This window comes from Streptomyces carminius, from assembly GCF_002794255.1.
Lineage (GTDB): Bacteria > Actinomycetota > Actinomycetes > Streptomycetales > Streptomycetaceae > Streptomyces > Streptomyces carminius.
Map to the genome: position 1 here is coordinate 64407 of NZ_PGGW01000068.1, position 23908 is coordinate 88314.

The 23908-nt window shown below is 74.0% G+C and carries 23 protein-coding genes and 1 pseudogene; 7 read left to right on the forward strand and 17 right to left on the reverse strand.

Translation table 11 applies throughout. The features are described 5' to 3' along the window. Positions 1 to 98: 98 nt before the first annotated feature. Together CUT44_RS26730 and CUT44_RS26735 are read right to left on the reverse strand one after the other, a co-directional pair. A complete protein-coding gene (locus CUT44_RS26730; RefSeq protein WP_233221688.1) occupies positions 99 to 314 on the reverse strand; it encodes a DUF397 domain-containing protein in 216 nt (71 codons plus the stop codon). Next, positions 301 to 1167 carry a helix-turn-helix domain-containing protein gene (locus CUT44_RS26735; protein WP_100204540.1) on the reverse strand — a complete coding sequence of 289 codons (867 nt, stop codon included), beginning with the start codon at positions 1165 to 1167 and terminating at the stop codon, positions 301 to 303. Before CUT44_RS26735 ends, CUT44_RS26730 begins: the two co-directional genes overlap by 14 nt. Before the next feature lie 214 nt (positions 1168 to 1381). Here CUT44_RS26735 and CUT44_RS26740 point away from each other — a divergent pair, with 214 nt between their 5' ends. Continuing rightward, positions 1382 to 1798 carry an ATP-binding protein gene (locus CUT44_RS26740; RefSeq protein WP_100204541.1) on the forward strand — a complete coding sequence of 139 codons (417 nt, stop codon included), beginning with the start codon at positions 1382 to 1384 and terminating at the stop codon, positions 1796 to 1798. 93 nt (positions 1799 to 1891) lie between these two features. Next, positions 1892 to 2182: a hypothetical protein gene (locus CUT44_RS26745; RefSeq protein WP_100204542.1), complete on the forward strand. Its 291-nt coding sequence runs from the start codon at positions 1892 to 1894 to the stop codon at positions 2180 to 2182. Between the two features lie 70 nt (positions 2183 to 2252). Here the strand turns inward: CUT44_RS26745 and CUT44_RS26750 are convergent, their stop codons facing one another. From CUT44_RS26750 to CUT44_RS26770, 5 genes and pseudogenes are all read right to left on the reverse strand, one after another. Next, a complete protein-coding gene (locus CUT44_RS26750) occupies positions 2253 to 2627 on the reverse strand; it encodes a winged helix-turn-helix transcriptional regulator (protein ID WP_233221689.1) in 375 nt (124 codons plus the stop codon). A 31-nt stretch (positions 2628 to 2658) separates the two neighbouring features. Then, positions 2659 to 3693 (reverse strand): zinc-binding alcohol dehydrogenase family protein, encoded by a 1035-nt coding sequence (locus tag CUT44_RS26755; RefSeq protein WP_100204543.1) that lies wholly within the window; start codon positions 3691 to 3693, stop codon positions 2659 to 2661. Between the two features lie 501 nt (positions 3694 to 4194). Then, a pseudogene (locus CUT44_RS26760) lies at positions 4195 to 4812 on the reverse strand (trimeric intracellular cation channel family protein); the annotation flags it as partial. 385 nt (positions 4813 to 5197) lie between these two features. Beyond that, entirely contained in the window at positions 5198 to 5899 is a 702-nt protein-coding gene (locus CUT44_RS26765; protein WP_100204545.1) for a LuxR C-terminal-related transcriptional regulator, read from the reverse strand. A 40-nt stretch (positions 5900 to 5939) separates the two neighbouring features. Further along, positions 5940 to 7238 (reverse strand): ATP-binding protein, encoded by a 1299-nt coding sequence (locus CUT44_RS26770; RefSeq protein ID WP_100204546.1) that lies wholly within the window; start codon positions 7236 to 7238, stop codon positions 5940 to 5942. A 130-nt stretch (positions 7239 to 7368) separates the two neighbouring features. Here CUT44_RS26770 and CUT44_RS26775 point away from each other — a divergent pair, with 130 nt between their 5' ends. Together CUT44_RS26775 and CUT44_RS26780 are read left to right on the forward strand one after the other, a co-directional pair. Continuing rightward, positions 7369 to 8853 carry a PspC domain-containing protein gene (locus tag CUT44_RS26775; protein ID WP_100204547.1) on the forward strand — a complete coding sequence of 495 codons (1485 nt, stop codon included), beginning with the start codon at positions 7369 to 7371 and terminating at the stop codon, positions 8851 to 8853. Next, complete coding sequence (locus tag CUT44_RS26780) at positions 8850 to 9083, forward strand: hypothetical protein (protein WP_100204548.1); 234 nt, start codon at positions 8850 to 8852, stop codon at positions 9081 to 9083. The genes CUT44_RS26775 and CUT44_RS26780 overlap by 4 nt, the downstream gene beginning before the upstream one ends. 15 nt (positions 9084 to 9098) lie before the next feature. On the opposite strand, the gene CUT44_RS26785 is transcribed toward CUT44_RS26780, so the two are convergent. The 4 genes from CUT44_RS26785 to CUT44_RS26800 form a co-directional block, all read right to left on the reverse strand. Then, entirely contained in the window at positions 9099 to 9701 is a 603-nt protein-coding gene (locus CUT44_RS26785; protein ID WP_100204549.1) for a DoxX family protein, read from the reverse strand. 156 nt (positions 9702 to 9857) lie between these two features. Next, positions 9858 to 11168 (reverse strand): hypothetical protein, encoded by a 1311-nt coding sequence (locus CUT44_RS26790; RefSeq protein ID WP_233221697.1) that lies wholly within the window; start codon positions 11166 to 11168, stop codon positions 9858 to 9860. 300 nt (positions 11169 to 11468) lie between these two features. After that, a complete protein-coding gene (locus CUT44_RS26795) occupies positions 11469 to 12002 on the reverse strand; it encodes a hypothetical protein (RefSeq protein WP_233221690.1) in 534 nt (177 codons plus the stop codon). Beyond that, positions 11999 to 12247, reverse strand: coding sequence for a helix-turn-helix transcriptional regulator (locus CUT44_RS26800; protein WP_100204551.1), 249 nt, complete (start codon positions 12245 to 12247; stop codon positions 11999 to 12001). Before CUT44_RS26800 ends, CUT44_RS26795 begins: the two co-directional genes overlap by 4 nt. Before the next feature lie 146 nt (positions 12248 to 12393). Between CUT44_RS26800 and CUT44_RS26805 the strand changes: the two genes are divergently transcribed. Further along, positions 12394 to 12744 (forward strand): hypothetical protein, encoded by a 351-nt coding sequence (locus CUT44_RS26805; RefSeq protein ID WP_100204552.1) that lies wholly within the window; start codon positions 12394 to 12396, stop codon positions 12742 to 12744. 84 nt (positions 12745 to 12828) lie between these two features. On the opposite strand, the gene CUT44_RS26810 is transcribed toward CUT44_RS26805, so the two are convergent. The 4 genes from CUT44_RS26810 to CUT44_RS26825 form a co-directional block, all read right to left on the reverse strand. Further along, on the reverse strand, positions 12829 to 14028 hold the full coding sequence (locus tag CUT44_RS26810; protein WP_100204553.1) for a C40 family peptidase: 1200 nt from the start codon (positions 14026 to 14028) through the stop codon (positions 12829 to 12831). 332 nt (positions 14029 to 14360) lie between these two features. Next, positions 14361 to 16418, reverse strand: a complete 2058-nt coding sequence (locus tag CUT44_RS26815) for a caspase family protein (protein ID WP_100204554.1) — start codon at positions 16416 to 16418, stop codon at positions 14361 to 14363. Then, positions 16415 to 16918: an effector-associated constant component EACC1 gene (locus CUT44_RS26820; protein WP_100204555.1), complete on the reverse strand. Its 504-nt coding sequence runs from the start codon at positions 16916 to 16918 to the stop codon at positions 16415 to 16417. Before CUT44_RS26820 ends, CUT44_RS26815 begins: the two co-directional genes overlap by 4 nt. A 157-nt stretch (positions 16919 to 17075) precedes the next feature. Then, positions 17076 to 17690, reverse strand: a complete 615-nt coding sequence (locus CUT44_RS26825) for a DUF1707 SHOCT-like domain-containing protein (RefSeq protein ID WP_100204556.1) — start codon at positions 17688 to 17690, stop codon at positions 17076 to 17078. 111 nt (positions 17691 to 17801) lie between these two features. Here CUT44_RS26825 and pcrA point away from each other — a divergent pair, with 111 nt between their 5' ends. Then, entirely contained in the window at positions 17802 to 20357 is a 2556-nt protein-coding gene (gene pcrA, locus CUT44_RS26830; RefSeq protein ID WP_100204557.1) for a DNA helicase PcrA, read from the forward strand. 109 nt (positions 20358 to 20466) lie between these two features. Here the strand turns inward: pcrA and CUT44_RS26835 are convergent, their stop codons facing one another. Beyond that, positions 20467 to 22122, reverse strand: coding sequence for a peptidoglycan DD-metalloendopeptidase family protein (locus CUT44_RS26835; RefSeq protein WP_332888292.1), 1656 nt, complete (start codon positions 22120 to 22122; stop codon positions 20467 to 20469). A 340-nt stretch (positions 22123 to 22462) separates the two neighbouring features. Then, positions 22463 to 23335, reverse strand: a complete 873-nt coding sequence (locus CUT44_RS26840) for an esterase/lipase family protein (protein WP_100204608.1) — start codon at positions 23333 to 23335, stop codon at positions 22463 to 22465. Between the two features lie 454 nt (positions 23336 to 23789). Here CUT44_RS26840 and CUT44_RS34945 point away from each other — a divergent pair. Next, positions 23790 to 23908: cobalamin-dependent protein (locus tag CUT44_RS34945; protein ID WP_199185855.1), on the forward strand; the 119-nt coding region annotated here is incomplete at its 3' end.

Here is a 23908-nt window from a genome sequence, read left to right on the forward strand (position 1 = left end):
TGCCGGGCCCGTGGTCCCGTGCCTCCTTCAGCTCTTACCGCAGCGGGCGGTGTTCGCTTCGTACTGCTGCGAGGAAAGCCTTCAGACCTCGAACGCGGTCATATCTCCTGTCGGACTCCCGTGAGGAAGACGGTCCAGGAGTCGGCACCGAGGCGGAGTCGCGGGCTGTCGGCGCGCTTGGAGTCGCGTATCTCCATGCCGTTCCGTACGCGGCGGGCTTCCACACAGTCGCCGTTCTGCATGCTGTGACTGCTCTTGAACCATTCGGTGCCGGGAGCGGGCATGGTCTTCTCCTTGGTTTCAGGACAGTTCATCGGCGATCCGCAGGATCAGCGTTTCGGATTCCAGCGGGCTGAGGGCAGAGGCTCGGATGTGGTCGAACACGCTGTTGTAGTGGGCTGTGTCTTCGGCCGCCTCCAGATAGGCGTGGCTCGTGAAGTGCTCCAGCAGGACGACCTCCAGTCGGGCCGGGGCGGGGAAACCGTAGAGAGTGAAGGGGAGCATTCCTCCTTTACATGCCCCTGCCGTGAAGGGAAGCACCTGGAGCGTCACGTTCGGAAGCTGAGCCATCTCCACGAGGTGCCGCAACTGCTCGACCAACACCTTGGCTCCTCCAACCTGCTGTCGCAGCGCGGTCTCTCCCAGAACCATCCACAAGGCCAGCGGTTCCGACTCCGAACGCGTCAGCGCCTTCTGCCGTTCCAGCCTGACACGGAGTCTGGTCTGCTGCTCCTCGTTGAGCGGGCCTGTGCTCCCACCCCGGATGATGGCTGTCGCATACGCCTCCGTCTGCAACAGGGCGTGGACCGTGCTCGGCTGGAACCCCCGGCAGTTGGCCACCTCCTCCTCCAGGCCGATCAGCTCCAGGAAGTCCTGGGGCAACTTGTCCTCCAGGACCCGCCACCAGCGTTGGCGGCGGCTCTCACGAGCGAGCGCGAGCCAACCCTCGCGCGCCGGCTCGTCCTCGACGCCGTAGAGGTCCAGCAGAACGCGCAGGTCGAGTCGGCGGATTCCGCTGCGCCCCGACTCGATTCGGCTGATCTTTCCCGGATGGCAACTCAACGCACGCGCTGCGTCCTCCAGGTACATGCCCTTCTCTTCACGCAGTCGCCGGAGGTTGGTCCCCAGCACTCGACGCCGCACGGTCGGCCTCAACTCACCGGACATGTCCGCCCACCTCTCTGCAGTAGCGCACGCATGGTGCCACGAATCATGCACGCACTGAATTCGAACAATCAACTCAACTAAGTTGATTGACTTGCAAGGTGGGAGACATGCGGGCACTCTACCGAGAGTCACCGCATGCTCGCCGACCGTGCCGAGAGTGGTGCGGCGCAGCGTGCCGCCCTGTCGGCTCGGCAGCCTTTCGAAGGGTGTCTCCATGACCGAACAGCACGCCTTTTCCAGCAAGGTTCTTCAGGAGGACTGTCTCGACTACACCCCGTTCCTCAGCAGCGTGACGCTGGCCCGGCGCCGAGCCGCCCGGCTGGTGTCCGAGTGGGGCCACCCTGACATCGCGGGAGACGTGGCGCTGGTCGTCAGTGAGCTGGCCGGCAACGCACTGCTGCACGGCCGTGTACTGGGGCAACTGTTCCGGGTGCAGCTGATCCTGACGGCGGCGGCGGTGCGGATCGAGGTCGGCGACGCATGCGGTGAGCGCCGGCCGGAGGTCAGGAATCCGGCCCAGGACGAGAAGTTCGGCCGGGGAATGGTGATCGTGGACGCGCTCGCCACGCGCTGGGGCGTCGTCCCGCGCACGGTCGGCAAGACGGTCTGGGCCGAAATCGACCTGCGGTGACGCGTGCCCACCGCGCGGCGCCGGGCCGGAGGCTGCCGGGCCGCAGGTCGCACCGGACGCTCCGCTGTCGTCTGCGGCGGACCCGAATCCCCCATGGAGCTGCCCGTGCCGTACGTCGCCGCCCTCATGGGGATCGCCGTCCTCGGTGCCCTCCTGCGGTGCACTGTGACCGTCGCCCGTATCCGGGACATCCCGGCCTGGCGGCGCTTCCTCCCCCTGGGGCTCTTCCTGCTCACCCTCGGGACGAGCCTGCTGCGCGCCGTCGAACTGCCCGCCCTCGCCAACACCGTGGCTTTCCCGTCGAACCTGACAGCGCTCGCCCTGGCCGTGGGGGAGGTCCGCGCCGAGCGCCGGAGGAGCGCTCGTCGCCCGTTTGCCGGCTGAGCCCTCCGGGAGCCCCGGCGGTTCGTTCCGGTGCCGGATCCGACTACAGGAGGCGGCGGGAGGAGCATGGTCAGCCCCGGGCCGGGAAGCGCTCTATGTTCTCCTCCACCCACCTCCGCAGCGCCGCCAGGGGGACGCAGGCGTCGCGGCCGAGGGCGGTCAGGGCGTACTCGACGTGGAGGGGAACAGCCGGGTAGACGGTCCGGGTGATCAGCTCGTGGTCCTCCAGGCGCCGCAGTACCGCCGTCAGGACCTTCGGGCTGATGCCCTCCAGCCGGCGCCGCAGCGCGCCGAAGCGCAGCGGGCCGTCCTCCAGGGCGCCCAGGACCAGGGCGCTCCACTTGTCGGCCAGCAGGTCCAGGACCGAGCGGCACGGGCACTGGGCGGCGTAGACGTCGCTCGGGGCCGACAGTGCGACGCGCGGGCGAGCCGGTGAGGTGGTCAAGGGCCGTCCCCCTCCAAGGGGTCGATGGGCTTCAGGAGTTCGCGACGGCGATCTTGCCGATCATGCCCCAGCCCTCCAGGGCCCGGTGCGCCTCGCGCAGGTTCTCCGGGGTGATCGGGGTGAGCCTCCGGGCGAGCGTGGACTTCAGCACGCCCGCGTCGAACAGCCGGGCCGCCTCGTCGAGCAGTTCGCGCTGGGCGGTGCTCTCGGGGTCGAACAGCGGGCGGGTGAACATCAGTTCCCAGTGCCAGGTCTGGCTCCGGACCTTCAGGGGCAGGGTGTCCAGGCCCTCCGGCTCGTCGATCGCCACGACCTGCCCGTGGACGGCCATCAGCTCGGCGTACGTCTCGGCCATCCCCGCCGAGAACGGCGAGAAGACGTAGTCCACGCCGCGCGGGGCCAGGGCGCGCACCTCGTCGTTCAGCCGGTGGCGGTCCACGGTGTGGTGGGCGCCCATCGACGCCGCCCACTCGGCGGACTCCTTGCGTCCGGCCGCCGCGATCACGGTGACGCCGGTGAGCTGCCGGGCGAGCTGGACCAGCATGGAGCCCACCCCGCCCGCCGCGCCCATGACGAGCAGGGTGCCGGTGCTCTCCTTCGACAGGCGGAGCTTGTCGAAGAGGGTCTCCCAGGCGGTGATGGTGGTCAGGGGCGCGGCGGCGGCCTGGGCGAAGTCCAGGGACGCGGGCTTGTGGCCGGTGATCCGCTCGTCGACGAGGTGGAGGCCGGCGTTGGCGCCGGTGCGGGCGATGGAGCCCGCGTAGTAGACCTCGTCGCCGACTGAGAAGGCCGTCACCTCCGGCCCGGTGGCCACGACGACCCCGGCGGCGTCGTAGCCCAGCACCTTGGGGGCCTCGGACGGGTCGAAGCCGGAGCGGACCTTGAAGTCCACCGGGTTGACGGAGACGGCGCGGACCTCGACGAGCAGGTCGTGCGGGCCGGGCGGGCCGACCTCGATCTCCACCTCGGCGAAGGAGTCGGAGGCGTCGACGTCCCCGGGGGCGAGGGCGGCGATCGCGCGGGTGGTGGCGGGGGCAGCGGGGGTGGATGCGGTGGATGCGGTCATGCCCGCACGGTACGTCCGGGGCTGTGGTTACCCGCAACGGACATTGGTAACCGAAGGGAACCGTGCAGGTGGAGGGAGTGTCGTCCCACCCGGTCGGGCCAGTCGGGGAGGCGCCGCTCCGGCCGACGGCCCTCTCGGGGAACGCGGGCGCCGGTGCCGGCCTGGACGGTCGCGGCCGGGCCGCCCTTCCTGGCCCTGCCACTCGGAAGCCGTGTCCGCAGGCCGCGCGAGGAGGCGCGAGGCGGGCGGCGGGCGGGCACGTGTGCGGGCGGGAGCGGGTCAGACCACCCGGTCGGTCCACCCGGCGCGGGGGTCCCGGGGCTGCCTGCGGGGGCGCAGCGGCACCACGTCCCGGGGCAGGCGGAGCTGGACGGTGTCCTCGGGGGAGAACCGCGGGCGCGGGACGCTCTCTTCCAGGGGTGAGGGGGAGGGGTAGGCGACCGGGGCGGGGACGGCCGGGGACGGGGACGAGAGGTGCCGGGCCGAGTGCTTGGCCAGCCGCGAGCGCGGGGTGCGCCACCCGTAGCGGATGGCGGCCAGCCGTACGGTCACGGCGAGGACCGTGGCGCCGACCGCGGTCGGCACGTTCAGCAGCCCGGCGGCGTACAGGCCCAGGGTGGCCCCGCCGCCGAGGAGGGCGGGCAGGGAGTACAGGTCGTTGTCCCAGCGCAGCACCGGCGGGACCTCCCGGGCCAGCACGTTGGCGATCATGCCGCCGCCGACGGCGGTGGCCGTGCCGAGCGCCATCGCGGCCACCGGGCCGAAGCCGAACGCCAGGCCCTTGATCGTGCCGGTGACGCTGAGCACGCCCAGCGCCACCGCGTCGAAGACGTCGCAGGCCTTCGGGCTGCGCTGGATGGGCGTGCTGAAGTAGACGACGACGGTGGCCGCCAGCGGCGCCAGCCAGAAGCCCGGATCGGTGAACGCGATCGGCTTGACCCCGATGACCAGGTCCCGGAACAGGCCCCCGCCCAGGCCCGCCGCCTCGGCCAGCACCAGCGTGCCGAACAGGTCGAAGTCCTTCCGGGTGGCGAGGACCGCCCCGGACAGCGCGGCGGCGAAGATGCAGACCAGGTCCAGTGGGTACTGCACCGTGGTCAGCAACTGCTGAAGGGCCATTGCGGGGTGCTCCTGTGGGGGTGGCAGTGCCAGTGGTACGCCGGTGGCACCGGGCGTCTTCGTCACCTACGGAGGGGCGGGCGGGCCGGTTCGACCGGCCCGCCCGCCGGGTGCCGTCCGCCGGGCGCCTCCCCGGGGGGACGGGGCGGGGGCGCGGCGGATCCTCGGCAACCCTTCCGAACTGCCTGATGGCACGGGGGAGTCGGAGGTTGCCCCGGAGCCGGAAAGAATTGGGAAGCCTGGGGAGCGGGCGGCGGGGAGGAGCGGCGGAAGAGGGCGCGTGCGGGCGTACGGCGGCCGCGGAACGCGGTTTCCGTTCCGCGGCCGTGGGTGCCGTGGGTGCCGTGGACGCCGTGGAGCGTGGGCGGGCCGGCCGCCGGGTGCGTCAGACCAGGCGGCGGGCCGTCGCCCAGCGGGTGAGCTCGTGGCGGTTGGAGAGCTGGAGCTTGCGCAGCACCGCCGAGACATGGCTCTCGACCGTCTTCACCGAGATGAAGAGCTGCTTGGCGATCTCCTTGTACGCGTAGCCGCGGGCGATCAGCCGCAGCACCTCGCGCTCGCGCTGGGTGAGGCGGTCCAGGTCCTCGTCGACCGGCGGTGCGTCGGTGGAGGCGAAGGCGTCCAGCACGAAGCCCGCCAGCCGGGGCGAGAACACCGCGTCGCCGTCCGCGACCCGGAAGACCGCGTGGACCAGGTCGGTGCCGGTGATCGTCTTGGTGACGTAGCCGCGGGCGCCGCCGCGGATGACGCCGATGACGTCCTCGGCGGCGTCCGAGACCGACAGGGCCAGGAAGCGCACCGGCTCCTCCGGGGCGGACAGCAGCGCGGCGCTGCGCCGCAGCACCTCCACCCCGCCGCCGCCCGGCAGATGGACGTCCAGCAGGACGACGTCGGGCCGGGTCGCGGCGATGACGGAGACGGCCTGGTCCACGTCGGGGGCCTCGCCGACCACCTCCACGCCGGTCTCCTCCGTCCGGCCGATCTCCGCCCGGACGCCCGTGCGGAACATCCGGTGGTCGTCGACGAGGACGACCCGGGCCCGGCGCCCGGCGGTGTCCCGCTCCGCGTCTGCCGTCCGCTCCGTCATGCCGCACCCCTCGTCGGACCGCTCGCCGAAACACTCACCGTCACTGCTCCTCCACCCGCTCCGTCTCCAGTTCCACCACCGTGCCCCCGTCCGGCGCGGCGCGCAGGACGGCCGTGCCGCCGTTGCGCCGCATCCGGCCGATGATGGACTCCCGCACGCCCATCCGGTCCGCGGGCACCGCGTCCAGGTCGAAGCCGGGGCCGTGGTCCCGTACGGAGACGAAGACCGTACGCCCCTCGACCTCCGCGAAGACCTGCACCGGGCCGTCCTCGCCACCGTACTTGGCCGCGTTGACCATCGCCTCCCTGGCGGCCTGGAGCTGCGCGGCCAGCCGCTCGTCCAGCGGGCAGTCGCCGACGCACACCACCTCCACCGGCACCCCGTGGTGGTCCTCCACCTCGGCCGCGGTCTTCCGCACGGCCTCGGCCAGGGTGTCCGGGGTGTCCTCCTCGTCCCGGCCGGTGCCGGCCGGACGGTAGAGCCAGGCGCGCAGTTCGCGCTCCTGGGCGCGGGCGAGCCGGGCCACCTCGCGCGGGTCGCCGGCGTTGCGCTGGATCAGGGTGAGGGTGTGCAGGACGGAGTCGTGGACATGGGCGGCCACCTCGGCCCGCTCCTGGGCACGGATGCGCATCAGCCGCTCCTCCGACAGGTCCTGCACCAGCCGGACCAGGTACGGGCCCGCCAGCAGCGCGATGCCCACCAGGACGGCCAGCGAGGCCTGCAGCACCATGCCCAGATGCGGGCCCAGGCCCCGGGTGACGGCGAAGCCGGTGATCCCCAGGCCGACCAGGAGCGCCCCGGCCGCGCTGCGCGCGATGGGCAGCAGCCGGCGCCGGCGGCCGATCTCCGCCCAGTGGGCGCGCCGCGAGTCGTCCGCCTGCCGCCAGACCACGGCGACGCCGACGCCGGCCAGCACCAGCGGCCACACATAGGCGTTGGCCCGGCCGAACTGGAGGTCGCCGCCCAGCGCCGCCGCCCCGACCAGCAGGACCAGCAGGGCGAGGAGCTGCCCCTTGTCGGGTCTGCGGAGGAACCGCCACCGGCCGCCGCGGCCGCCGCCCGCCCCGGTCTCCCGGGCGGCGCTCCCGGGGATGTTCCGGGGGGTGTCCACCCCGCCCGTCCCCAGCGGCACGACGAACCAGAAGGCGGCGTACACCGCGACGCCCAGGCCATGGGCCATGAACAGGGCGAGGAAGACGATCCGCACCCACAGGACCGGCACCCCCAGGTGCCCGGCCAGCCCGCGCGCCACACCGCCGAGCAGCCGCCCCTCGGCGCTGCGGTAGAGCCTGCGCTGCGGCGGCGACTCGACGGCGGGGGAGGGGGCGGTGGCGGACATGGCACGATCGTCACACGAACACGCCGCGCGGACATCAGGGTCGGGCCCTGAACCGCCCCGGAGAAGTCAGGGAAGTCTCCGGGACGCTCCCCGATGCCCGCCCGGCCGCGGGCACGTCACCATGGGAGCCATGAAAGACGCCCAGCCGCCCGGCGGCCAGACCGCGACGGAGAGCGCGTCGGAGAACGCGCCGGAGGCGGAGTCCGGGACGAGACCGCGGCTGGTCCGCAGCCGGCGGCACAAGGTCGTCTCCGGGGTGTGCGGCGGTCTGGGCCGCCACTACGACCTCGACCCGGTCATCTTCCGGGTGCCGCTGGTGGTGCTCTCGGTCGTCAGCGGCCTCGGCCTGCTCTTCTACGGTTTCGCCTGGCTGTTCGTCCCCCTGGAGGGGGAGGACGAGAACGAGGCGCGGCGGCTGCTGTCGGGCCGGGTGGAGGGCACCGCGCTGAGCGCCCTGCTGTGCGCGCTCGTCGGCAGCGGGCTGTTCCTGGCCGCCACGGGCCGGGGCGACGATACCCAGGTGTTCTCCCTGATGCTCGCCGGAGCGCTGGCCGCCGCCGCCCACTGGTCGCGGCAGCGCCGCCGCGCCGCCGCCGTGGCCGAGGAGGGGGACGGCCCGGCGGACCCGGTGGCGGCGCAGGTCGTCGCGGACGCGCCGCCCGAGACGAAGGCCCCGCCCGTCCCGGCCGGGCCCTCGTGGTGGCGGGAGCCGCTGACCAAGGACGGGGAGCCGGGCAAGCCGTACGACACCGGCTATCTGTGGGGCCCGGAGGACGAGCCGTCCCGGGGGCCGTACTCCCGCTCCCGCGGGCCGTGGACCGGGGACGTACCCGGGGGCGTGCCCGGGGGCGCGGACGGCGGCGGCACCGGCGCGGCCCGGGCGGCCTCCGCCGCCCCGCCGCGTGAGCGCTCCCTGGGCGGTGTGCTGTTCCTGCTCGCGCTGGCCGCCGCCGTCGCCGGCACGGCGATCGCCTGGCCCGGGCGGCCGCTGGGCACCGTGCTGGCCGTCGGCCTCGCCTGCGCGCTGGGCGTCCTGGGGCTGGGCACGGCGGTCAGCGCCTTCTACGGGCGGGTGGGCGGCGGCACCGTCTTCACGATCGTGTGCACCGGGGCGCTGCTGGCCGGGGCGCTGGTGCTGCCGAAGGACATCCCCACCGAGTGGTCCGAGACGACCTGGCGCCCGGTGGCGGCCGACCGGATCGAGGAGCGGTACCACCTGGCCGGCGGCCGGGCCGTCCTCGACCTGTCGGGTGCGGACTTCGCGGCGGACCGCACCGTGCGCACCACCCTGGACGTGAGTGTCGGCGAGGCACGGGTGGTCGTGCCCGACGGTGTGGTGGTCGAGGTGACCCTTGAGGCCGGGGTCGGCGGCTGGCGGCTGGAGGGGTGGCCCGGAGCCGCCGGTGACCGGGGCTCGGGACACAGCGGCGGCATCGGGGCGAGCGAACGGCGCACCCTGGTCCCGGCCGGCGGGGCCGGACCGGCCGGCACGCTGGTGCTGCGGGTGCACGTCGGGGTGGGCGAGGCCGTCGTCGTACAGCGCCCCGGGCCGGCGGAGCGCACGGCGGCGGAACGGGACCGCCCGGCGGAGCGTCCGGCGGGAGACGCGCGGTGAGACGGCACGCCTTCGAACCGGCCCGGCTGCTGCTCGGCCTGGCGCTGCTGGTCATCGCCCCGGTGTACGTCCTGGCGGCGACCGGCCGGTGGGACGTCCCGCTGCCCGTCCTGCTGCCGCTGGTCCCCGCCGCGCTGCTGCTGGCCGGGATCACGCGGGCCGGCGCGTACTTCGCCCGGTGCGCGGCCCGCACCCGCCGGGGCCGTACGGGCGGCGGGCACGCGCCGTGACGCCTCCGCCCGGCGCTAGCCGGCGGACCGGTGCCGCGGCCCGCCGTGCTCGTGCTCGTGCTCGTGCCCGTTGCGGGCCCGGCGGGCCGCCAGATACGCGTCCAGGGAGAGTGTCGGGGCCCCCGCCAGCAGCAGCGGGGTCCAGGCCGCCAGGTACGCCGCGTCCGGGCTGTAGTAGTAGGGGCCGACGTTCCAGCTGATCGTCAGCCAGAAGCTCAGCGAGATCAGCGCGCCGCCGAGCGCCGCCAGCCGGGTCCACAGTCCGGCCAGGGCGCCCAGGCCGACGGCGGTCTCGCCGAGGGAGATGGCGTAGCCGAAGGCCACCGGGTCCCGCTGGGCCAGGTCGAGCATCCAGGGCGCGGCGGCCCCCTGGATGCTGCCGAGCAGATCGCCCAGGGAGCCCGGACCCCCGGTGGAGAGGAAGTCGGGGTCGGTCATCTTGTCGAGCCCGGCGTAGAGGAAGGTCACGCCGAGGAACAGGCGCAGCGGCAGCAGCGCGTGGCGGGCGGCCCTCTCCCGCAGGCCCGCCGGCCTCGCCCCTTCCTCGTGTCCCTCGTGTTCGCCCGTCCCCGCCCAGGACGGTGTGCCGCGGCCTCTCGCGCGATTCGACAGAGACATGCGCACCCACCCCTTTTCACCCGTATCCGGTGCCGGACCCCGCGGTCCGTTCCCGGATTCTCTCCGCTCCCGCCGCGGAAAGCCCCTTTCCTGTACTACGGAACCGGGGCGCGCGGCGTTCAAACGGGGGTGCGGGAAGGGCGCGGGCGGGGGTGTTCAGTCCTGGACCTCGACGGTGTAGCGGTTGGTCTCGGCGCCCGCCGCGGTGATCACCTGTACCTCGACCCGGCCGGGCTCGACGTCCACCGGCACCGGGACGGTCAGCACGGTGTCGGCCGGGTTGGCGAAGCCACCGACGACCGGGACCAGCGGGACATGGACATGGACGGCGCCGATGCGGACCGTCGTGCGCGCCAGCCGGTCCGGCGTCTCGGCGCCCGGCGGTACGAAGCCCGAACCGCGGATCTCGATGTCGTCGCCGGTGCGGATCGGCGCGTCCAGATCGCCCGCCTCCCGGGAGCGGACGACCGACAGCACCACCGGGCGGCCGCCCTCGGCGTACTTCCCGGCCAGGTACGTCAGCGCCGAGACCGCCACCAGCAGCGCCAGCCCCCAGGGCAGATCGGGGAGTTCGCCGGGCCGGCGGGCCAGCCGTACCGCCGCGAAGACGATCGCCACCCCGCTCACCAGCACGTACTGCACGTCGGTGAAGGAGCCGCGGCCGCTGTCGTCGGTGAGCAGGTCGGCGGCGCGCGGCCGGTCGGCGCGCACCTTCTGCAGCCGCTGGGCCCGCACCCGCAGGGCCACCGTCCGCCGCACGGTGACGGCCACCGCGCAGGTCAGGGCCAGGACCGTCAGCAGCCCGGCGGCGTGCGCCAGATCCAGGCCCGACAGCAGCCGGCGCCGCGCGTCCGCGCCGGAGGCGGCGGCCAGCTCCACGGCGAGCACCAGCACGGCGTAGCCGGCCAGCAGCACCCAGCCGGCGGCGACGCTGCGGGAGGTGGACAGCCGGTTGTCCTCGCCGGTCAGCGGCGCCAGCGCCCCGCCGCGGGCCCGGTGCAGCCGGGCGGCGGCGGTCAGCGCCGCGGCGGTGACCAGCGCGGCCAGCAGCCCGGCCGTCCGCGCGGTGGTCCAGCCCGCGCCGGAGGCGGCGGTGAGCGTCTGGACGGCCGCCAGCACGGCGACCGCGCCCCAGACCGCGGCGGCGGTCCGCCACCACCGCCCGCGCAGCCGAAGGCCCTGCGCGGCACGGGTGCGCTCGGCGACGGTGTGGGCCGCCTGGAGCAGTTCGTCGGAGACCCACTGGCGGGACGCGCCGGGGGAGTGGGCCAGCGCGGGCGGCACCCCCCGGCCCGTCGCCAGCTCGTCGCGCCGCCGCCGGAACTCGGCCAGCGCGCGGCGCCGGCCCGCCCGGACGCCGTGCGGGCAGTCGGAGCAGGCGCAGCCGCCGGTGTGCCCGGCCGCCGTACCGCCCGGCCGCCCCGGTCCTCCCGGCGTACCCGCCGTCCCGTCCCGCGCCGTGTCCACGGCCACCGCTCTCCCCACCTCTCCCCGGCTCTCCCCGAGCCGCCGACACACTGGCAGTGGGTCGGCATTGTGCCCTACCCGGGGCGGGATGCGGCACCGCGGACGGGCCGGCGGACACCGGGGGCCGGGAACGGTCCGGCGGCAGGGCCAGCGGCGGTCCGCCGGCGACCCGGTGGCGGACCGGTGGCGGACCGGCGGGGGCGCCGCCTCCCTTCTCACCCGGACGAGTGAACGAGCCGGGGGTCGCACGTCAGTCGTTCGTTCCACCGGATCCGGGCCCTCGCCGGCCCGCGGGGCGTCTCAGACGTTCCGGGCGTCCAGCGGTTCGTCGTCCGCCGGTTCGTCCCGGGCGGACAGGGCCGCGGCCCACAACGGCAGGAGCCAGTGCGCCACCAGCAGCACGAGCAGGATTCCGGTCAGGGTCGTGGCGGAGACCCCCGTCTCCCCGGAGGCGGTGCCGCGGGTGAGGAACAGCCAGAGCAGCACGGCCAGCTGGAGGGCGAGGGAGGTCCGGTGCGCGAGGACGAAGGCCCGCCCGCGGTCGGCGCGCTGCCGCTCGTCCAGCACCCGGGCGCGCAGCTCCAGCAGCCCGCGGGTGGCGGAGTTGAGCAGCCCGGTGACCGGGCACCACACCAGGACCAGGAGGAGGAGCACCGCGATCCCCGCCCAGCCGTGCACCGGGGTGAGCACGAGCGCCGCCAGCGCGGCGGCCGTCAGGACGACGTGCGCGGCGACGAGCGCACGGCGCCGGGCCCGGGTGGCGTGGAGATGCCGGTGCCGCGGATCGTTCATCAGGCGCAGCATGCGCCGGTCGTAGTCGGTCGCGGTCCTCAAGTCTGCTTCCTCCCGTAGACCTCGTCGGTGAGCGGGCGGAACGGCTCCAGCGAGAACAGCGCCTCCACCGGCAGCCGGAAGAAGGCGGCGATCCGCAGTGCCAGGTGCAGGCTCGGGTTGTACTCGCCGCGCTCGATGTAGCCGATGGTCTGGTAGTGGGCGCCGACCGCCTCCGCCAGGCGCTGCCGGGAGACCTTCCGCTCCGCGCGCACCATGGCCAGCCTGTTGTGCACCTGCTCGCTCATATATAAGAAGTACTACATCTGGCAGTGTATGGGCAACAGGCGGCCGGGGAGGAGCGGAAGGGACGGAGAGGAGAGGCGGTGGGGCGGGGCGTGACGGGAGACCTGGCCGCGGGGGCCGGGGGCGGTCCCGGATACGCTCGCGTGCCATGGAGGCACTCATCAATTTCTTCGTCGCCCTGCACATCATCGGGATCGGCGCCCTGCTCGGCGGCTTCATGACCCAGATGAAGGTCATGGGGGCGGGCGAGGCCCGCATCGTCCCGGCGATGCTCCACGGAGCCCTCACCATGCTGGTGACCGGTGTGCTCCTGGTGGGGTTCAACGAGATGGACGACCAGGCGGTCAACAACGTCAAGATCGCCGTCAAGCTGGCCGTGCTGGTGGTGATCCTCGTCCTGGTCTACGTCAAGCGGGACGAGGAGAAGCTCCCCGCCCCGCTCTTCGGCACCGTCGGTCTGCTGACCATCGCCAACATCCTCATCGCCACCATGTGGTGACGTCTTCCCCGCTGTTCCCCGTCGTTCCGCGCCGTTCCGCGCTGCCCCGCGCCTTTCCCCCGTCCGGCCCGCCGGGTACGCCCGTCAGGCCGGGCGTACCGCGCTGTGGAAGGGCATGTGGTCCACCGACTCGTAGCGCACCTGGGCGCCGGGCTTCGGCGCGTGGATCATCTGGCCGCCGCCGACGTAGATGCCGACATGGCTGATGTCGTCGTAGAAGAAGACCAGGTCGCCCGGCTGCATCCGGGACTTCTCCACCTTCGTGCCGGTCTCCACCTGGTCCCAGGTGGTGCGCGGCAGGGAGATGCCCGCGGCGCGCCAGGCGGCCCCGGTCAGCCCTGAGCAGTCGTAGGAGCCGGGGCCGGTGGCGCCCCAGACGTACGGCTTGCCCAGCTGGGCCTCGGCGAAGGCGATGGCCTTCGCCGCCTTGGCGGCGTACGTGCCGCCGGTGCCGGTCTCCGTGTTCGTGCCGGTGCTCGTGCCGGTGTCCGTCTGCTGCGGGGCCGTCCGCTTCGCGCGCTCGGCCCGTTCGGCCCGTTCGGCCTCGGCCAGTTCCTGCTGCTTCTTGCGCTCGGCGGCGGCGGCCGCCGCCTTGCGGCGTGCCTCCTCCTGCCGCTTGCGCTCCTGTTCCGCGAGCCGGGCCCGCTCCTCGGCGGTCAGTTTCGCCAGCAGCTTCCGGGCCTCGGCCAGCTTCCCCTGGACGGTCTTCCTGGTGGCCGAGAGCTTCTTCTGCGACTCGGTCAGCCGGGCCAGCTCGCCGGCCGCCTCCGTGCGCTTGCGGTCGGCCGTCCGCCGCTGGTCCCGGTAGTCCTCGACGGCCTGCTGCCGGCGGTCCGTCATCCGCTCCAGCAGGTGCCGCTGCTGGAAGAAGGTCTGCGGGTCGGAGGAGAGCAGCAGGACGGCGGTGTCGGAGACCCCGCCGGTGCGGTACTGGGCGGTGGCGTAGGTGCCCAGTTCGCGCCGTGCGTCGTTGAGCCGGTCCGCGCGCTCGGCGGCCTCGTCGAGCAGCCGGTCGACCTTCCCGCGCTGCTTGTCGGCCTTCTCCTTGGCCGCGTTGTACTCCTGGGTGGCGCCGCCCGCCTCCCGGTACAGCGTGTCGACCTGCTTCCGGACCTCCTCGACCGAGGGTCGGGCCGACGGCCCGTCGTCCTCGGGGGCCGCCTGGGCGGCGCTCTGGGCGAGGATCGTGAGGGACGCCACCGCCGCCGTGGTGATCCCGACCGCTCCGCCCCGGGAAGCGGGGGCCCGCAGGAGAGGGGGACGGGGTCTGCGGTGCGCGGCCAAGGCGGTGCTCCTTCCGTGGGGCCGCCTGCCGGGACCGGCCGTCCGCCGCCGCGCGGCGGCGGACGGCGGCGGCGGGGTGCGGACATCGGAAGGCCGCCCACGGGCCGCGAGGACCTGGTCCACCCCGCCGTCACACGGGTTCCCGGCTCCGGCCGCGCGGGGGCGCGCGGCCGGATTCGGCGGAGGCGGCCCGTGCCGGCGTTGTCGCCGGCTGAGGAGGCCGGGCCGCCTGACGCTGCACCGTAGGGCAGCTGTGGGGCCGCTGTGAAGGCTGGTGTTCGTTATATCCCGAAACCCGTTCGTTATCGGTCCGTTATCGACGGTTTCGGGGTTCACCCGAGGATGCCGGCGACCGACCGGGCGATCAGGAGCAGGACGGCGCACAGCGTCAGCAGGACGGCGGACACCCGCGCCAGCGTGGTGAGGACGGCCCCGGCCGTCCGCTTCCCGCCGGCCCGTTCCCCGGGCGGGGTCGTGCGGAGCACCTTCCGGGCCGGGCCGGCCAGGACCAGGGCGAGGACGGCCAGCAGCAGTGCGCCCACCCCGCGGGCGGCCATGAGGGACAGGGTGGTGTCCAGCTCCCTGCCCAGCGCCCAGTGGAACTCCGCGCCCTGGCCGTAGGCCGGGTTCATCGCCGCCGAGATGTTCCGCGCGGCACGCACCGCCGAGGCGGCGGCCTGCCCGGCGAACACCGCGGACGCCACGCACGCCAGCAGGGCGCCCACCGGCAGCAGGAGCCGCCGTACGGCCGGTGGGAGACGGCCGCCCAGCCGTTCCCGCCCGCTCCACCGGGACGCGCCGGAGCGGGCGCCCGGCCCGCCGGGCGGCGCACCGGGGTGGTGGACGGAGTGGGCGGGGTGGGCGTGCGCGGTGGCGCCATGGCGCGCCGGGGCGGGCGGCGTGGCGGGCGGGGACGGTGCGGGCGGCTGCGGTACGGGCGGAGGTGCCTGCGCGGGCGGTGCGGGGGCCCGCGCCGCGGTCGGCGCCCCGGACCGCCCCTGCGCCGGAGTCGGGACCGGCGGCGGGACTTGAGCCCGCTCCCGTCCGGTGGACACGGGGACCACCTCGGCCCGGACCCGGACGGCCGCCTCGCCGGTGATCCCCTTCAGGGAGAGGGTCCCGTCCAGCGGGCCCGGCCGGGAGGTGTCCACCGAGACGTCCAGCCGGGTGGCGGGGACGTCCCCGTTCTCCCCGCCGCCCCCGCTGCTGTCGTCGTGTCCGCCGTGCCCCTCCGAGCCGTCCGTCACCCGGATCCAGCTCTCCTTGGGGTGGGGCGTGCAGCTGCGCGCCAGCGGCGGCCCCAGCAGGCCGACCGTCCGGTGGGGCGCGGGGGAGTGCTGCGGCACCCGGCCGAAGTCGAGCACGGCAGGGGAGGGGTTCGGCGCGACCTCGGCCAGCGCGCGGCCGGCCTCGTCGGCGATGGACCTGACGTCGTTGCGGGCCAGCGCGGCCAGTGCCTCCCGGGCGCCCGCCGCGACCGCGAGGTCGGGGTTCTCCATGCGGAACCGCAGTTCGGCGATCGCCCCGCGCCGGGTGTAGGAGTTCTCGCTGCTCACCGCCGTGCGCAGATCCTCCGGGAGCGGTGCCGCACGGATCTTCCGCCGCTCGCTGCGGGCGACGTAGACCTCACCCTGCAGGTCCACGGTCCGGCTGGGCGTCTGGTGGGGGTTGCGTTCGCGGACCCGGTCGAAGACGTACTCGTAGAGCTCGTTGAGCGAGACCCGGCCGTCCTCGTCCAGATCGGCCTCGCCGGTGGCCAGACCGTTCACCAGCGCGCTGGTGAACACCGACGGCCTCGGCCGCCCGCCCTCGGTCAGCTCGGTGCCCTCGAAGGCGTACTCCATGGAATTGGACGCGGTGATCACCGCCCAGCCGCGTCCGCCGCCGAGCTTCTCGCCGCCGAAGGCGTCGAGCACGTTCACGTCCCCGGCCGCGCGTACGCCCATGCCCTGGGAGAAGGCGCCGCCGTAGCAGCAGTCCAGGAAGAGCACGATGCTGCGGGCCCGGCAGGCCGCCATGCAGCGCCGTACGAAGTCCGCGGCCACCGCCGTGGAGGCCAGCCGCTGGGGGGCGGTGTTGGGGGCGGCGAAGAACAGGTCCCCGGAGGCGTTCTTCAGGCCGTGGCCGGAGAAGTGCAGGATCAGCGAGTCGCCCGGCTTGCGGTCCGCGAAGAAGTCCTCGATGTGCATCGAGATCGAGTGCGAGGGCTCGTTGCGCACCACCCGCACGTCGAAACCGCCGATCCGCGGGTCGCCGAGGACCCCGGCGAGCGCCACGGCGTCCTCCGACGGCGAGAGCAGGCCGCGCAGTCCCTCGTCCCGGTAGTCGTCGTTGGCGACGACCAGGGCCGAACGCGCGGCGGGCCGGGAACCGGACCGGGAGGCGCTCACGGCTCCGCCCGGGAGGCCGGCGGCGCGGGCCCGGACGCCGGCCCGGACGCGGGTGGGGGTCCGGACCGGCCGTCCGCGTCGGGACCGGCGGGGGAACGGTGGCCGAGGAAGGTCTCCAGCGTCCTCGCGAGCTGGTCCGGCGAGGCGTCGGTGATCTCCAGGACGTTGCCGTCCGCCTCCACCCGTACGGACGGACTGGTCTGGCTCTCCCGGTGCCGCCAGCCGCGAACCACGGTGACGAGGTCGCGCAGCATCGTGGCCGACTCGCCCAGCGTCACCAGCATCGCCCCGGCCTCGACCACGTCGAAGGCCCGCGCACCCGGCGGCGGGGCCGCGCCCGGGAGCGGGCGCACATCGGCCACGTCGAGCCGCAGCAGCTCCCGGCGGAGCCGGCCGGCCAGCTCCTGCAGTTCCTCGGGGTCACCCTCCTCCTCGGAGAGGAAGATCTTCACCTGCCTGTCGGCGCCGTCGGCACCGCCGGTGCTGCTGGGACTGTCCACGGGGCTGCCCCTCCGTCGCTCGTGGGGCGGGACGGGGGCACAGCGGAAGCGGGGAGTTACGCCATCGTTATGCCCCTTTTGTGGTGTTCGTCCTCAAGTGTGGTACAAGTCGGCCGTTCCGGCAACACCGGTGACGGAGGCTCCGGGAGGGGGCGGATCAGCCGCGGGAGCGGCGGCCGGGCCAGCGGAACGGGTGGCGCACCGTCACCGTCCCGCCCCCGGCCCGGCCCGTGACCCGCAGCGCCGGCGCACCCGGCTCGGGCGCCTCGTTGGCGCGGTTCCGCACCTGGCCCAGCGCGACCGTCACCTCGTGGGCCTGCACCGACCAGCCGCGCGGCACGATGACCGTGACGTCGCCCACCCCCGCGTCGAGCTCCAGCAGCACCTCGCGGTGGCGGCACTCCGCCGCCGTGAAGTCGATCCGGGCGCCGCCCAGCACGGTCCTGACGACGAGGTGACGGGGCACCACCCAGTGGCCGGTGTGCCGCAGTTCCCCGACGTTCGACCTGAGCACGACCGGCTCCTCCGGGCCGGCCGCCGGGGCTCCGGCGCCGGGCAGGTCCGCGGTCAGCGGCTCCAGCTCGCCGTAGGTCTTCGCGGCGAACGCCTTCTCCAGCCGCTCCTCCAGCTCCGCCAGGTCGATCCGGCCGTCACCGGCCGCCTCGCGCAGCTGCTCGGCCACCGCCTCCCGGTCGTCGTGGGAGGCGCGCAGCTCCGCGTCCGGGTGCGGGCGCGGTACGGGATCGCCGGAGTGGGCGGAGGCGTCGGTCATGCCCGCCATCCTAGGAGCGGCCGTCCCGGACCGGGCAGGTGCGGGGCAGGCGCGGGGCAGGTGCGGGAGCGCCCGCCGCGCGGGCGGTCCGGCGGCCTAGACTCTTCGACGATGAGCAGCCTCTTCGACGACAGCTTCCTGGCCGACCTCGACCCCCCCGGGGACGAGGAGCCGCCGCCCGGCCCCGAGGAGACGCCCGCGCCCCCGGACGAGGACGTTCCGGAGGATCTCTTCGCGGGCACCTTCGCGGACGGCGCGGCCCGCGACGCCCACTACCGCAACGGCGCGCCCCGGCCCGTCGTCGCCCCGGAAGCCCTGCTGGAGGGGCTGAACGAGCAGCAGCGCGCGGCCGTGACGCACACCGGCTCGCCCCTGCTGATCGTGGCGGGCGCCGGCTCCGGCAAGACCCGGGTGCTCACCCACCGCATCGCCCATCTGCTGGGTGCGCGCGGTGTGCACCCCGGGCAGATCCTCGCGATCACCTTCACCAACAAGGCCGCGGGCGAGATGAAGGAGCGCGTCGAGCAGCTCGTCGGCCCGCGCGCCCAGGCGATGTGGGTCTCCACCTTCCACAGCGCGTGCGTGCGCATCCTGCGCCGCGAGAGCAAGAAGCTGGGCTTCACCTCCAGCTTCTCCATCTACGACGCCGCCGACGCCCGGCGGCTGATGGCGCTGGTCTGCCGCGACCTGGACCTGGACCCCAAGCGCTTCCCGCCCAAGTCGTTCAGCGCCCAGGTCTCGAACCTGAAGAACGAGCTGATCGACGAGGAGGACTTCGCGGGGAGGGCCACCGACGGCTTCGAGAAGACACTGGCCGAGGCGTACACGCTGTACCAGTCGCGGCTGCGCGAGGCCAACGCACTGGACTTCGACGACCTCATCATGACGACGGTCCACCTGCTCCAGGCGTTCCCCGACGTCGCCGAGCACTACCGCCGCCGCTTCCGGCACGTCCTGGTCGACGAGTACCAGGACACCAACCACGCCCAGTACACCCTGATCAGGGAACTGGTCGGAATCGGCGGAGAGACCGGCGGGTCCGGCGAGGGCGGAGAGGCCGGCGCGGGCGGCGGGACCGGAGAGGAGCGCGCCGAGCTGTGCGTGGTCGGTGACGCGGACCAGTCGATCTACGCCTTCCGCGGCGCGACCATCCGCAACATCCTCCAGTTCGAGGAGGACTACCCGGACGCCACCACCATCCTGCTGGAGCAGAACTACCGCTCCACGCAGACCATCCTCTCCGCTGCCAACGCCGTCATCGAGCGGAACGAGAACCGCCGCCCGAAGAACCTGTGGACCGCCGCCGGCGCGGGCGAGACCATCACCGGCTACGTCGCCGACACCGAGCACGACGAGGCCCAGTTCGTCGCCGAGGAGATCGACCGGCTGACGGACGCCGGGACGGCGAAGGCGGGCGACGTCGCCGTCTTCTACCGCACCAACGCGCAGTCCCGGGTCTTCGAGGAGATCTTCATCCGCGTCGGGCTGCCGTACCGGGTCGTGGGCGGGGTGCGCTTCTACGAGCGCAGAGAGGTCCGCGACATCCTGGCCTATCTGCGGGTGCTGGCCAATCCCGAGGACTCGGTGCCGCTGCGCCGCATCCTCAACGTGCCCAAGCGCGGTATCGGCGACCGGGCCGAGGCGATGATCGAGGCCCTGGCACTGCGCGAGAAGATCACCTTCCCGCAGGCGCTGCGCCGCGTCGACGAGGCGTACGGCATGGCGGCCCGCTCGGCCAACGCCGTCAAGCGCTTCAACGCCCTCCTGGAGGACCTGCGGACGGTCGTGGAGTCCGGCGCCGGGCCGGCGACCGTGCTGGAGGCCGTCCTGGAGCGCACCGGCTACCTCGCCGAGCTCCAGGCGTCCAGCGACCCGCAGGACGAGACCAGGGTGGAGAACCTCCAGGAGCTCGCCGCCGTGGCGCTGGAGTTCGAGCAGGAGCGCGGCGCGGAGAACCCCGGCACGCTCGCGGAATTCCTGGAGCAGGTGGCGCTGGTCGCCGACTCCGACCAGATCCCGGACGAGGACGCCGAGAACGGCGGGGTCGTCACGCTGATGACCCTGCACACCGCCAAGGGCCTGGAGTTCCCGGTCGTCTTCCTGACCGGCATGGAGGACGGCGTCTTCCCGCATCTGCGCACCCTGGGCAAGACCAAGGAACTGGAGGAGGAGCGGCGGCTGGCGTACGTCGGCATCACCCGGGCCCGGGAGCGGCTCTACCTCACGCGGTCGGCCATGCGCAGTGCCTGGGGCCAGCCCTCCTACAACCCGCCCTCCCGTTTCCTGGAGGAGATCCCGGAGCGGTACCTGCGGTGGAAGCGCACGGGCGGTACGGCCGGCGCGGCCGGGTCGGCGAGGTCGACCGGGCGCGGTGGCACCGGCCGGGGGGCGTCGGCGACGTCCATGCTGGCGGCGGCGGCCTCGGCCGTGTCGGACGCGACGGCCGCCGCCCGGCGGCCCGGCCCGAGCGGCTTCGCCACGGGCCGGGCGAAGGAGCGGGCGGCGGTGTCCCTGGAGGTCGGGGACCGGGTCACGCACGACACCTTCGGGCTCGGCCGGGTGGTGGCCGTCAAGGGCAGCGGGGACAACGCCGAGGCGACGATCGACTTCGGTGACGAGCGACCGAAGCGGCTGCTGCTGCGCTACGCGCCGGTGGAGAAGCTCTGAGCGGCTGAGCGGCGGCGGGCCCGGCCGGCCTTCCCGGCCGGGAGTCCAGCGAGGGGGGCCGGGGCCGCCGGGAGCGGCCCCGAGCCGTACGGGCCCCGTACGGCTCGGGTCAGGTCGGGTCCAGGCCCTTGGAGCGGAGCCAGGCCAGCGGATCGATGGCCGAACCGCCACCCGGCCGCACCTCGAAGTGCAGGTGCGGTCCGGTCGAGTTGCCGGAGTTGCCGGAGTAGGCGATGACGTCGCCCGCCTTCACGGAGCCCGAGCGGATACGGGTGCTGCTCAGGTGGCAGTACCAGGTCTCGGTCCCGTCGGGCGCGGTCACTATCACCATGTTGCCGTAGGAGCCGTCGAACTGGGTGCGGACCGTCCCGTCGGTCGCGGCCCGCACGGGGGTGCCGTAGCTGACGGGGAAGTCGATGCCGGTGTGCACCGACATCCAGTTGAGGCCCGCCTGACCGTAGTAGGCGCTCAACCCGTGCTGGGCGACCGGGAGCGCGAACTTGGGCCGCATGGCCTCCTTGCGCGCCGCCTCCTTCGCCTTGCGTTTGCGCTCGAGCTCCTGGCGCTGCTTGAGGTCGATGCGCTCCTGGGTGCGGCTGGCGCGGCCGGCGAAGTTCTCGGCCTCGTCGGAGAGACTGGCGAGCTGGGTGTCGAGCTTCCGGTTGGCCGCGGTGGACTTGACGGAGGTGGTGTCGGCGGCGGCCTGGGCGGTGGTGTCGTCGGTCTCGCCGACATCGCTGACGGAGGCGGCGGCCACGGCCGTCACCCCCATGACGCACGCGGACGGCACGGCGACGGTCAGCAGTGCGGAACGCTTCGGCCGCGCGGAACGGCGGCGGCGTGAGCCCGGGGCGCGCGGCGCCGGCGGTCCGGGCCGCTCCGCCCTTCCGGAGCGCCGCGGTCCGGCGGGGCCGTCACCGGTGTCGTCGGCGGTGTCGTCGGCGGTCTCGTCGCCGTCACCAGTGGTGTCGGCGGTGGTGTCCTCGTGGCCGTCGGGGGTGCCGGGCTCGGCCTCCGCCCCGTCGGTCCCGCCGGGGAAGCCGGCCGCGCCGGCCGGGTCCGGCGAGTCGTAGCCGGGCCGGTCGTATCCGGTCTGTCCGTAGTCGTAGCCGTGCTCGTGCCCGTAGTCATGCCCGTAGTCGTGCCCGTGCTCCTGGGGAGCCGGGTGCCCGGCATGTTCCCCGGGCTGTTCCGCGTACTCCGGTGCGCGGTGGGCCGCGGGGTCGTCCCAGCCGGTGGCGAAATGGTCGGCGGGACCGTCGTACCCGGGGTACTGGCCGGTGCCGGTGTCCCAGGTCCCGTCGGCGGGGGTGCCCGGCGCCCCGTAGGACTCCCCGGCATAGGAGCCGGTGCCGTAGCCGGTGTCCGGCCAGGAGTGGCCGGACAGCTCCGGGGAGGCTGCGGTCTGGGCCGGAACGGAGGCCCAGGAGGCGGTGCCGGAGTGATCGGCGTGGTTGGCGTGACCGTCGTGGCCGGTGGGGGTGTGCCAGGAGCCGCCGTGTCCGGGGACGGACGCGGCGGGCGCCGCGGGCGTGTCGCCCGGCAGCGGGCCGAAGAGGGGATCGCTGTCGCCGTAGGCGCTCACGGGGGTGCCGAAGGTGTCGGTGGCGTAGCCGTACGAGACGTTCTGCTGTCCGTGGTCGCCGTACGGCGACTGCCCGTAGGTCTCACAGGTCTCGTAGGGGGAGCCGTGGGGACCGTAGGAAGAGTCGGCAGCGGGGTCGGCCGGGGTCGAAACTCCCGACGGGTGACGGTCGTTCACCACCAACTTCACTTTCGCCTCGACAACAGGGGCGGAGCAGTGCGGCGACTGTACCCGGGGGTATGCGACGGCGACAATCTTCAACAGGTTTTCCGGGGCACGGAAACGGGCATACGGCCGTCTTTCGGCGGACTGCATACCAGTACTTGGTCTGCGGTTCGAATGTCGTTCGAATCCGGCGCGGCAGTGGACCCGTCTCGGGGGGCCGCCGGCCCCGGTCCCGCCCGCCGTCACCCGAGGTTCCGCTTCCGTTCTCCGCGGTGCTCCGGCGTGCCGCGATCCCCGGTGCGCGGCCCCTCATCCGGACGGCTCCCCGACCGGGTCCGCCGGGCCGTCCCGTCCGTCAGGCCGCCCCGGCCGACCGGCCCGGACGCGCCCCGGCGGACAGCTTCTCCCTGATGTCGGCAGCCACCTCCCAGTGCGCGGGGAGCGCCAGATGCCCCAGGCCGCGCACCCGTACGTTGCAGGCGTCCAGATCGGGATGGTCGACGCGGGCGGTCTCGACCGGGTCCATCAGCTGGTCCAGGTCGCTCCAGAAGGCCACGAAGCGGGTACGGCAGCCCGGCGCGGGCCGGGCCAGTTCCTCGATCACCTCGGAGTCCGGGCGGAGTTGGCGCACGATGGGATGCGCCGACGCCAGCGGCGCGACCCGGGTGCCGGAGTGCGGGGTGCCGAGGGTCACCAGGGTGCGGATCCGGGCGTCGCCGCCCATGCGCTGGACGTAGTAGCGGGCGATCAGGCCGCCCATGCTGTGCCCGATCACGTCGATCCGGCGGCGGCCGGTGCCCTCGCAGATCTCCTCGACGCACTCCGCCAGCCGCTCGGCGGCATGCCGGATGTCACAGGTCAGCGGGGAGTAGTTGAGCGCGCAGACGTCGCGCCAGCCGTTGCGCGCCAGGGAACGCCGCAGCAGGGTGAACACCGAGCGGTTGTCGATGAAGCCGTGCAGCAGCAGTACGGGCGGGTGGTCCCGGCCCGCCCGGCTCCGGGGGATCCGGGCGGTGGTGCCGCGGCAGCCGTCCTCCTCCGTCACCCGCGCCGGGACGTACCGCTCCTGGGCCATGCCGGCGGGGTAGAGCAGGGTGCGCCCCGCCAGGAAGGCCGCCTCCAGCGCCGCGGCCCGCAGCCCGCGCGGCGCCAGGGGCACCAGCGACAGCGGCAGCGCGCCGGAGAACACGCCGGAGAACACGCCGGAGACCAGGGGCAGCGCCTTCATCACCTTCACGGCCGACAACCTCCCCTGGTGGCGCACACCGGACATATCAGTCCGTGTGCCCCTCCGGGCGGTCATGATGCGGACCGGACGTCAATCTGATATTGACCGGACACCGGACCGGGACCGCCGCACCGGTATGCGGTGCGGTGCTGCGGCGGCTGTGGCACGGTGGTGGTGCGGCTCTGCGGTCACTGCGAATCGGGTGTCCGACTCCGGTGGCTTCGGCTTCTCCGGAGGCGGGTGGGGCCGTGCTCCGCGCGGCCGGCCGACCGCCCGGAGGGACGGCACCCGGAAGTCCCGGATGTGATTTCCCCCTCCCTCCGTACCGCGAAACGGACGGGCGCGCGATGCTGGCGATAACGTTCGTTCACCAGTACCGCTTGCCGGAACGTGCCGGACCCGCCCGAAACGGTCGGTCGGGCGAGCCGGACCGCAGTCGTCATGGGAGGCAGTCATGGGTGTGTCGGGTCCGATCCGCGTGGTCATCGCCAAGCCGGGGCTCGACGGCCACGACCGCGGCGCCAAGGTGATCGCGCGGGCGCTGCGCGACGCCGGTATGGAGGTCATCTACAC

Coding starts and splice junctions, on each gene's coding strand:
- CUT44_RS26745 (WP_100204542.1), top strand. CDS start 1,892: ATGGAGCTGCCCGTGCCGTACGTCGCCGCCCTCATGGGGATCGCCGTC.
- CUT44_RS26740 (WP_100204541.1), top strand. CDS start 1,382: ATGACCGAACAGCACGCCTTTTCCAGCAAGGTTCTTCAGGAGGACTGT.
- CUT44_RS26735 (WP_100204540.1), bottom strand. CDS start 1,167: ATGTCCGGTGAGTTGAGGCCGACCGTGCGGCGTCGAGTGCTGGGGACC.
- CUT44_RS26765 (WP_100204545.1), bottom strand. CDS start 5,899: ATGACGGAGCGGACGGCAGACGCGGAGCGGGACACCGCCGGGCGCCGG.
- pcrA (WP_100204557.1), top strand. CDS start 17,802: ATGAGCAGCCTCTTCGACGACAGCTTCCTGGCCGACCTCGACCCCCCC.
- CUT44_RS26730 (WP_233221688.1), bottom strand. CDS start 314: ATGAACTGTCCTGAAACCAAGGAGAAGACCATGCCCGCTCCCGGCACC.
- CUT44_RS26755 (WP_100204543.1), bottom strand. CDS start 3,693: ATGACCGCATCCACCGCATCCACCCCCGCTGCCCCCGCCACCACCCGC.
- CUT44_RS26825 (WP_100204556.1), bottom strand. CDS start 17,690: ATGACCGACGCCTCCGCCCACTCCGGCGATCCCGTACCGCGCCCGCAC.
- CUT44_RS26800 (WP_100204551.1), bottom strand. CDS start 12,247: ATGAGCGAGCAGGTGCACAACAGGCTGGCCATGGTGCGCGCGGAGCGG.
- CUT44_RS26805 (WP_100204552.1), top strand. CDS start 12,394: ATGGAGGCACTCATCAATTTCTTCGTCGCCCTGCACATCATCGGGATC.
- CUT44_RS26840 (WP_100204608.1), bottom strand. CDS start 23,335: ATGAAGGCGCTGCCCCTGGTCTCCGGCGTGTTCTCCGGCGTGTTCTCC.
- CUT44_RS26785 (WP_100204549.1), bottom strand. CDS start 9,701: ATGTCTCTGTCGAATCGCGCGAGAGGCCGCGGCACACCGTCCTGGGCG.
- CUT44_RS26770 (WP_100204546.1), bottom strand. CDS start 7,238: ATGTCCGCCACCGCCCCCTCCCCCGCCGTCGAGTCGCCGCCGCAGCGC.
- CUT44_RS26775 (WP_100204547.1), top strand. CDS start 7,369: ATGAAAGACGCCCAGCCGCCCGGCGGCCAGACCGCGACGGAGAGCGCG.